9 protein-coding genes are annotated in these 7,087 nt (G+C 70.5%); 1 reads left to right on the plus strand and 8 read right to left on the minus strand.

Going from position 1 to position 7,087, the window contains the following annotated elements:
* Positions 1 to 425: 425 nt before the first annotated feature.
* The 5 genes from VFM98_RS20390 to VFM98_RS20410 form a co-directional block, all read right to left on the minus strand.
* Entirely contained in the window at positions 426 to 707 is a 282-nt protein-coding gene (locus VFM98_RS20390) for a DUF427 domain-containing protein (RefSeq protein WP_325111724.1), read from the minus strand.
* A complete protein-coding gene (gene egtD, locus VFM98_RS20395) occupies positions 704 to 1,642 on the minus strand; it encodes an L-histidine N(alpha)-methyltransferase (protein ID WP_414709055.1) in 939 nt (312 codons plus the stop codon). Before egtD ends, VFM98_RS20390 begins: the two co-directional genes overlap by 4 nt.
* Positions 1,626 to 2,885: an ergothioneine biosynthesis protein EgtB gene (gene egtB, locus VFM98_RS20400; RefSeq protein ID WP_414709056.1), complete on the minus strand. Its 1,260-nt coding sequence runs from the start codon at positions 2,883 to 2,885 to the stop codon at positions 1,626 to 1,628. Before egtB ends, egtD begins: the two co-directional genes overlap by 17 nt.
* Positions 2,886 to 2,895: 10 nt before the next feature.
* Entirely contained in the window at positions 2,896 to 3,306 is a 411-nt protein-coding gene (locus tag VFM98_RS20405; RefSeq protein ID WP_325111726.1) for a hypothetical protein, read from the minus strand.
* A 113-nt stretch (positions 3,307 to 3,419) separates the two neighbouring features.
* Entirely contained in the window at positions 3,420 to 4,442 is a 1,023-nt protein-coding gene (locus VFM98_RS20410; protein ID WP_325111727.1) for a methionine synthase, read from the minus strand.
* 98 nt (positions 4,443 to 4,540) lie between these two features.
* On the opposite strand from VFM98_RS20410, the gene VFM98_RS20415 reads away from it, so the two are divergent.
* A complete protein-coding gene (locus tag VFM98_RS20415; protein ID WP_325111728.1) occupies positions 4,541 to 4,966 on the plus strand; it encodes a response regulator in 426 nt (141 codons plus the stop codon).
* Here the strand turns inward: VFM98_RS20415 and VFM98_RS20420 are convergent, their stop codons facing one another.
* The 3 genes from VFM98_RS20420 to VFM98_RS20430 all read right to left on the minus strand — a co-directional run.
* Entirely contained in the window at positions 4,967 to 5,980 is a 1,014-nt protein-coding gene (locus VFM98_RS20420) for an LLM class flavin-dependent oxidoreductase (protein ID WP_325111729.1), read from the minus strand. It abuts the gene before it with no gap.
* Between the two features lie 184 nt (positions 5,981 to 6,164).
* Positions 6,165 to 6,431 (minus strand): YciI family protein, encoded by a 267-nt coding sequence (locus tag VFM98_RS20425; RefSeq protein ID WP_325111730.1) that lies wholly within the window; start codon positions 6,429 to 6,431, stop codon positions 6,165 to 6,167.
* Positions 6,432 to 6,466: 35 nt separating this feature from the next.
* Positions 6,467 to 7,087, minus strand: a 621-nt coding sequence (locus VFM98_RS20430; RefSeq protein WP_325111731.1) for a GlxA family transcriptional regulator, incomplete at its 5' end; no start/stop codon positions are given.

Consider the following 7,087-nt stretch of genomic DNA (forward strand, 5'->3'; position numbering starts at 1 on the left):
TTCCCTCCGGAGCCGGACAAACCCCCTCCGGGCCTGCAGCGCGCGATGAACCGCCCGCGGCAATGGCCATCTCAGGCTTCATCGCACGCACGGCGCAGCGCTGCGTCACGCGCTCGTGGAGGACCGATCGCCCGTCCCTCCCACACTGCAGGCACAGGACGGGTTTGTCCGCCTCCGGAAGTAAGGGAGGAGGCGCGGGCGCGCGGTCATCACGGGCAACGGTTCCCATCCGCGCCGGGGGACATGGAGGAGGCGGACAAATCCGTCCTGTGCCGGGCCGAGGGGCGCCAACGCAGCGCGGCACACAAGGCGCGATGGACTTGTTTCGCGCGCATGCAGTACGGTGTTCGCAAGCGAGGTGAGTGCGTCCGCATTCAGGCGCTGCGCGTCCGCTCTGGGTCCCCGCCTCCGCGGCGACGACGAGTTCAGGCCTCGACCTTCACGCCCTTCCAGAACGCCACCCGGTCCTTGACCATCTGCGCCTCGGGCTTCGGCTCGGGGTAGTACCAGACCGCGTCGGGGTTCAGTTCGCCGTCCACCAGCAGCGAGTAGTAGCTCGCCTCGCCCTTCCAGGGGCAGGTGGTGTGGTGGTTGCTGAAGGTGACGTACTCGCGCTTGAGCGCGCTGGCGGGAAAGTAGTGGTTGCCTTCGACCACGACGGTGTCGTCGCTCTCCGCGATGGTCACGCCGTTCCAGGTGGCTTTCATGTCTCGCTCCTTGCGGGGGCGTGCAGCCAGTGCACGCTGAACAGGCCGTCGGCGTCGGTCCACACCGGCCCGGGCCGGAAGCCCGCGCGCTGCGCCAGGGCCCGCACACCCGTCATGGTGAACTTGTACGAGTTTTCCGTGTGCAGGGTCTCGCCCTCCTCCAGCACGAAATGCCCCCCGGCCAGCGCGACCGCCTGCCGCGCACGGCTGACCAGGTGCATCTCGATGCGCTGCAGCGGCGCGTTGTAGAACGCGTAGTGCGCGAACTGGCGCAGCTGGAAGTTGGCGTCCAGTTCGCGGTTGGCGCGCGCCAGCAGGTTGAGGTTGAAGGCCGCCGTCACGCCTTCGGCATCGTTGTAGGCCGCATGCAGCACCTGCGGGTCCTTCACCAGGTCCACGCCCAGCAGCAGCGCGCCGCCGCGCAGCAGCTCCGCCGCGGCGCCGAGGAAGGCCTGCGCCTCCCCGGGCGTGAAGTTGCCGATCGTGGAGCCGGGGAAGAAGCCGATGCGCCGGCGCGCGCCGGCCGGCGGAAGCTGCAGCGCGCGGGTGTAGTCGGCCACCACCGGCTGCACTTCCAGCCCGGCGAATTCGCGCCGCAGGATCGTTGCGGCGTCGCGCAGGTGCTCGCCCGAGATGTCGATCGGCAGGTAGCGCGCCGGCGCCTCGAAGGCCTGCAACAGCAGCCGCACCTTGCGCAGCGAGCCGGCGCCGAACTCGACGATCTCCGCGCCCGGCCCCGCCAGCCGCGCCATCTCCCCCGCGTGGCGCTCCAGGATCGCGAGCTCGGTGCGCGTCGGGTAGTACTCGCGCAGCTCGCAGATGCGGTCGAACAGGCGCGAGCCTTCGGCGTCGTAGAAGTACTTGGGGGCGATGGCATGCGGGCGCTCGGCCAGCGCCAGCGCGAGGTCGCGCGCGAATTCATTGCTCATGGCCATCCTTCGCGAGCCGCAGGCCGCTGAACTGCCAGCGTGCCGCCGGCGGGAAGAAGTTGCGATAGGAATCGCGCGCATGGCCGGGCGGCGTGGCGAGGCTGCTGCCGCGCAGCACGATCTGTCCGACCATGAACTTGCCGTTGTATTCGCCGATCGCGCCCGACCACGGGCGGTAGCCCGGATAGGGATCGTAGGCGGACCGGGTCCACTGCCACGCGTGGCCATGCAGGTCGCGCAGGCCGGGCAGCGCCGCGGCGGCTTCCCATTCGGCCTCGGTGGGCAGGCGCGCCCCGGCCCACTCCGCATAGGCGGCGGCTTCGTAGAAGCTCAGGTGCGTCACCGGCGCGGCGGCGTCGAGCGGGCGCACGCCCTGCAGCCCGAACACCTGCCATTGCGCCGCGGGCGCGCGCGGATCGCCGGGGGCGATCCAGTACAGCGGCGCACTCCACTGCTGCGACTGCACCTGCGCCCAGCCGTCGGACAGCCACAGCGAAGGCGTGCGGTAGCCGCCGTCGGCGACGAACTCGGCGAACTCGCCGCAACTCACCAGCCGGTCCGCGATGCGGTAAGGCTGCAGCCACTGGCGATGGCGCGGCGTCTCGTTGTCGAACGCGAAGCCCGCACCGGCGTGCCCGATCGCGACCGTGCCTTCCGGCCCTTCGATCCAGCGCAGCGGCGGTGGGGCCAGCCGCAGCGCCGGTGCGTCCTGCGCCGCGTAAGCAGGCAGCAACGGGTTGCACCACAGCGCGTGCAGGATGTCGGTGAGGATCAGTTCCTGGTGCTGCTGCTCGTGCTGCAGCCCGAGTTCGATCAGTCCTTCGGCCGCACTCCAGCGCGCTGCATCGAGCGACGCGATCAGCGCCTGCACCGCGTCGTCCACGTGCGCGCGGTAGGCGTGCACCTCGGCGAGCGCGGGGCGCGTGAGCAGCCCGCGCTGCGGCCGCGGATGGCGGCTGCCGAGCGATTCGTAGTAGGAGTTGAAGAGATGGCCCCAGCGCGCATCGAAGGGCCGGTAGCCGTCCGCGTGCGCCGCCAGCACGACGGCCTCGAAGAACCAGCTGGTGTGCGCCAGGTGCCATTTGGTCGGGCTCGCATCGGGCATGGACTGCACGCACTGGTCTTCGGCCGATAGCGGCGCGGCCAGCGCCAGGCTGTGCGCGCGCACCTGCGCGTAGCGCGCCGCCAGGGCCGCGCGCGCGTCGCGCGCCGGCACGGCTGCGGGCGCGGGCAAGGGGTGCAATGGCATTCGGTTCCGTTCAGTGCGGGTGGTTCGGCGGCTCGCCGGCGAGCTGCTCGCGGCGCTGGCTCCACTTGCCCCAGCGGCTCGGGCTGCGGTCCATGCGCACGAACAGCACCGGCTCGTCGCAGGCCTTCCAGCGGGCGCAGTTGCGCTTCCACTTGCGCACCTGCCCCGGCGGCACGTAGAGGTACACGGGCCGGGCCTGCACCCGCTCGAGCGAGCCGTTGGCGATCACGGGCTCGGCGTAGATCACCGGCGGCGGGGCGGCGTTGCCGCGCACCTCGATGCGGCCGTACACACCGGGCCGCAGGCTGCCGCCGGCGGTGAGGTTGCGGTAATCGGCGGGGACCTGCGCCCACGCCGTGAGCGCCGCCCACCCGCAGGCAATGGCGCCCAACTGCCTGACCGACCTGGCAAACGAATGCATCGTCGACTCCCGAGTCCCAAGGTTGTGTTTTCTACCCGGGCAGGGTGGAAACGCAATGTAGGAAATCGCGAGGGCCTGCGCGAGGCCTTGTCCGACACCAAGCTGGTGAGTGGCTACTTGCCGTAGCGCTCGCGCGCCAGCGCCGCCCCCTTGGCCAGCGCTTCCAGCTTGCGCAGCGCCACCGTGCGGTCCATCGGGGCCATCCCGCAGTTGGTGCAGGGAAACAGTCGCTCGCGCGCGACGAACTGCAGCGCGCGGCCGATCGTCTCGGCCACCTGCTCGGGCGTTTCGACCTCGTCGCTCGCGATGTCGATCACGCCGACCATCACGTCCTTGCCGGCCAGCAGCGCCAGCAGGTCCGGCGGCACGTGCGAGTGGTAGCACTCCAGGCTCACCTGGTCGATGCGGCTGGCCGCGAGCGCGGGAAACACCTGCTCGTACTGGCGCCATTCCTCGCCCAGCGAGTTCTTCCACTTCACGTTGGCATCGATGCCGTAGCCGTAGCAGATGTGCACGGCCGTCTTGCAGGTGAGGCCCTCGGCGGCGCGCTCCAGCGCCTTCACGCCCCACTCGGCCGCATCGGCCATGTAGACGTTGAAGGCCGGCTCGTCGAACTGGATGATGTCCACGCCGTCGGCCTGCAGCGCGCGCGCCTCCTGGTTCAGGAGCTCGGCGAAGGCGAACGCCATCTTCGCCCGGTCGCCGTAGTAGCGGTCGGCCACCGTGTCGACGATGGTCATCGGCCCCGGCAGCGTGAACTTCAACTGGCGCTGCGTGTGCGCGCGCGCGAGCCGCGCCTCGAAGGCATGCACGCGGCCCTTCAGCCGCAGCGGCGCCACCACCTGCGGCACCATGGCCTTGTAGCGGTCCGCGCGGATGCCCATCTCCACCTTGTGCGCGAAATCGATCCCTTCGACCTGCTCGAGGAAGCCGTGCACGAAGTGCTGGCGCGACTGCTCGCCGTCGGTGACGATGTCCAGCCCGGCGTCCTCCTGCGCCTTGATCCACAGCAGGGTGGCGTCGGCCTTGGCCTGCCTCAGTGCGTCGCCCTCGGCGCGCCACTGGGGCCAGAGCTTGTGGGTCTCGGCCAGCCAGCCCGGCTTGGGCAAGCTGCCTGCAATCGTGGTGGGGAACATGCAGTCTCCTCGTTGGAAAGGGAACCGGGAAGATCCGCCGGCGTTTGGCTTAGCTCGGCGGTGCGCCTATCATCACAGCAAACGCCGATTCTGCCGCCATGCATCTGCGCGCCCTGCCCGATCCCGAGAAAGCCAAGCCTTGCGTGCTGGTCATCGACGACGACGAGGCGGTCGCCTGGGCGATCGCCAGCCGCCTCGGGAGCGACTTCCGGGTGGTGGGGCTCACCGAGCCGCACCAGGCCGTGGCCTGCGCCTGCGAGGAAAAGCCGGGCGTGATCCTGTGCGACATCCACATGCCCGGCATGCAGGGCGACGAGGTCGCCTTCGCGCTCTCGCAGGAGCCTTGCACGGCGCGCATCCCGCTGATCTACCTCACGGCCCTGGTCTCGCCCGAGGAGGCGCCCGATCTCGCCGGCGTCTTCGGCGAGTTCCCCACCATCTCCAAGCTGGCTAGCTGCGAGGAGATGCGTGCCATCGTCGTCCGCACGCTGGGCCTCGGCGAAGACGAGGACGAAGCGCTCTAGTCAGGCCGGCTGCAGCGCCGCCGCCTGCGCCAGCAGCTCGTACGAGCGCCGCTGCGCCTGCGGATCCCAGGTCCAGGTGATCACCACGATCTCGTCGATCGCGAGCGCCTCGGCCAGCGCCTGCAGCTTTTGCACTACCTGTTCGGCGCTGCCCACCATGGCGCGGCCGCGCATCTGCTGGCGGAACGCCTCCTCGGCCGGCGCATAGGCACGCACGGCCTCCTCGGGCGGCAGCAGCGGGCCGAAGCGGCCGGTCTGGCGGTCGACCCGGGCGCGCTCGCGGCTCGCGAACAGGCGCCACGCTTCCTCCTCGGTATCGGCGGCCAGCGCCCAGACGCAGACGTTCGCCTGCGGCCTGGCGAGCACGCCCGGCTGGAAGGTGTGGCGGTACAGCTCGAGCGCCTCGGCGCAGCCCTCGCCGTCGGTGATGAAGTGGGCGAAGGAGTACGGCAGGCCGAAGTGCCCGGCGAGCTGGGCGCCGTAGCCGGAGCTGCCCAGCATCCACACCTGCGGCGCGGTCTCGGCCCGCGGGTAGGCCTGGATGCCGTGGCCGGCATGGCCTTCCGGCAGCGGCTCGCCGCTCACCCAGGCCTGCAGCTCGCGCACCTGCTGCGGGAAGCGCTCCGCCGCGCGCGGATCGGGGTTGAGCAGCTGCGAGGTGCGGTAGTCGGTGCCGGGCGCGCGGCCGACGCCGAGGTCGATGCGGCCGGGGGCGAGCGCATCCAGCACGCGGAACTGCTCGGCGACCTTGAAGGGCGCGTAGTGCGGCAGCATCACACCGGCGCTGCCGATGCGGATGCGTTCGGTGCGCGCCGCGATGGCGGCCATCAGCACCTCGGGCGCGGTGCCGACGATGCTGGGCAGGCTGTGGTGTTCGCTGAGCCAGAAGCGCTGGTAGCCGAGACGCTCGCAGTGCTCGGCCAGGGTGACGGTGTGGCGGATGGATTCATCCTGGCCGCGGCCGGCGCAGGCGACCGACTGGTCGAGGACGGAAAGACGCAGGGGACGGGACATTCGCCCATTGTCCGCGAGGTGCTCGAATGGCGTTCAATGCAACACCCCGACATCCGGAAGGACGCGAAAGAGCGCAAGGGACGCAAAAGGAAATCCATGGAAAGGAAGTTCTTTTGCGTCCTTTGCATAACCTTTGCGTAACCTTTGCGTCCTTTGCGTCCGGATGTTGAAGTCGGCGGCCCTCCTACGCCAGGTCCTCGTTCCAGTCGTGGATGGTGCACTTGCCCACCACGCCATTGAGCATGAACGGGTCGTCGCGCGCGAATTCCTCGGCGGCGGCGCGCGAGGTGAAGACGCCCAGCGCGCCTACCGGCGGCGTGCCGTAGGGGCCGGCCATCAGCAGCACGCCCCGGCCGTGGAATTCGCGCAGGCGCGCCTGGTGGCTCGCGATGTGGGCCGGCGCCTTCGCCAGGCCGCCTTCGGCCAGTTCGTAGAACATCAGCACTTTCATCGTTGCTCCCGCTCTGCCGTGCAGGATAGCGGCCTTCAGGCGCGCGCGCCACGGATCTCGCGCACCCCCTTGCCGAGGCGGCGGCGCAGCAGCGTGCCGAGCGTGACGCCGTCGGCGTAGCCCACCTGCTCCGCGATGTGGTCCAGGTTCGCGCTGCTGGTCTTCAGCAGGTGCACGGCACGTTCCACCCGCAGGTCCTGGAAGTACGACAGCGGCGACTTGCCCAGCACGTCGTTCATGCGGCGCGCCAGCGTGCGCTTGCTGGTCGCGAGCGCGCTGGCCGCGTCGCCGAGCGAGAAGCCCTGGTCCAGGCGGTGCCGCGCCCAGGTCTCGAAGCGCTCCACCAGCGGATCGCGGTGCGCCAGGTGGTCGGGAATCGTGTACGCCGACTGCGAGGCGCGCGCATCCACCACCAGGTAGCGCGCCGTCAGCGCGGCCAGCTCCGGGCTGGCCGCGCGCACCAGCGCCAGCGCCAGGTCCATGTGGCCCAGCGCCGCGCCCGCGGTGAGGACTCGCCCGGAAGGCACGACCATGCGCGACTGCTCCAGCAGCACGCGCGGATAGCGCTGGCGGAACATCGGCGCCAGCCACCAGGTGGTGGTGGCGCGCTGGCCGTCCAGCAGGCCCGCTTCGGCCAGCACGAAGGTTCCGATGCA

Origin of the sequence: Ramlibacter sp. (assembly GCF_035706265.1) — a bacterium.
Lineage (GTDB): Bacteria > Pseudomonadota > Gammaproteobacteria > Burkholderiales > Burkholderiaceae_C > Ramlibacter.

Bases quoted from the DNA above. Each gene is read 5' to 3' on its own strand.
- VFM98_RS20390 (WP_325111724.1), bottom strand. From the start codon at position 707: ATGAAAGCCACCTGGAACGGCGTGACCATCGCGGAGAGCGACGACACC.
- egtD (WP_414709055.1), bottom strand. From the start codon at position 1,642: ATGGCCATGAGCAATGAATTCGCGCGCGACCTCGCGCTGGCGCTGGCC.
- egtB (WP_414709056.1), bottom strand. From the start codon at position 2,885: ATGCCATTGCACCCCTTGCCCGCGCCCGCAGCCGTGCCGGCGCGCGAC.
- VFM98_RS20405 (WP_325111726.1), bottom strand. From the start codon at position 3,306: ATGCATTCGTTTGCCAGGTCGGTCAGGCAGTTGGGCGCCATTGCCTGC.
- VFM98_RS20410 (WP_325111727.1), bottom strand. From the start codon at position 4,442: ATGTTCCCCACCACGATTGCAGGCAGCTTGCCCAAGCCGGGCTGGCTG.
- VFM98_RS20415 (WP_325111728.1), top strand. From the start codon at position 4,541: ATGCATCTGCGCGCCCTGCCCGATCCCGAGAAAGCCAAGCCTTGCGTG.
- VFM98_RS20420 (WP_325111729.1), bottom strand. From the start codon at position 5,980: ATGTCCCGTCCCCTGCGTCTTTCCGTCCTCGACCAGTCGGTCGCCTGC.
- VFM98_RS20425 (WP_325111730.1), bottom strand. From the start codon at position 6,431: ATGAAAGTGCTGATGTTCTACGAACTGGCCGAAGGCGGCCTGGCGAAG.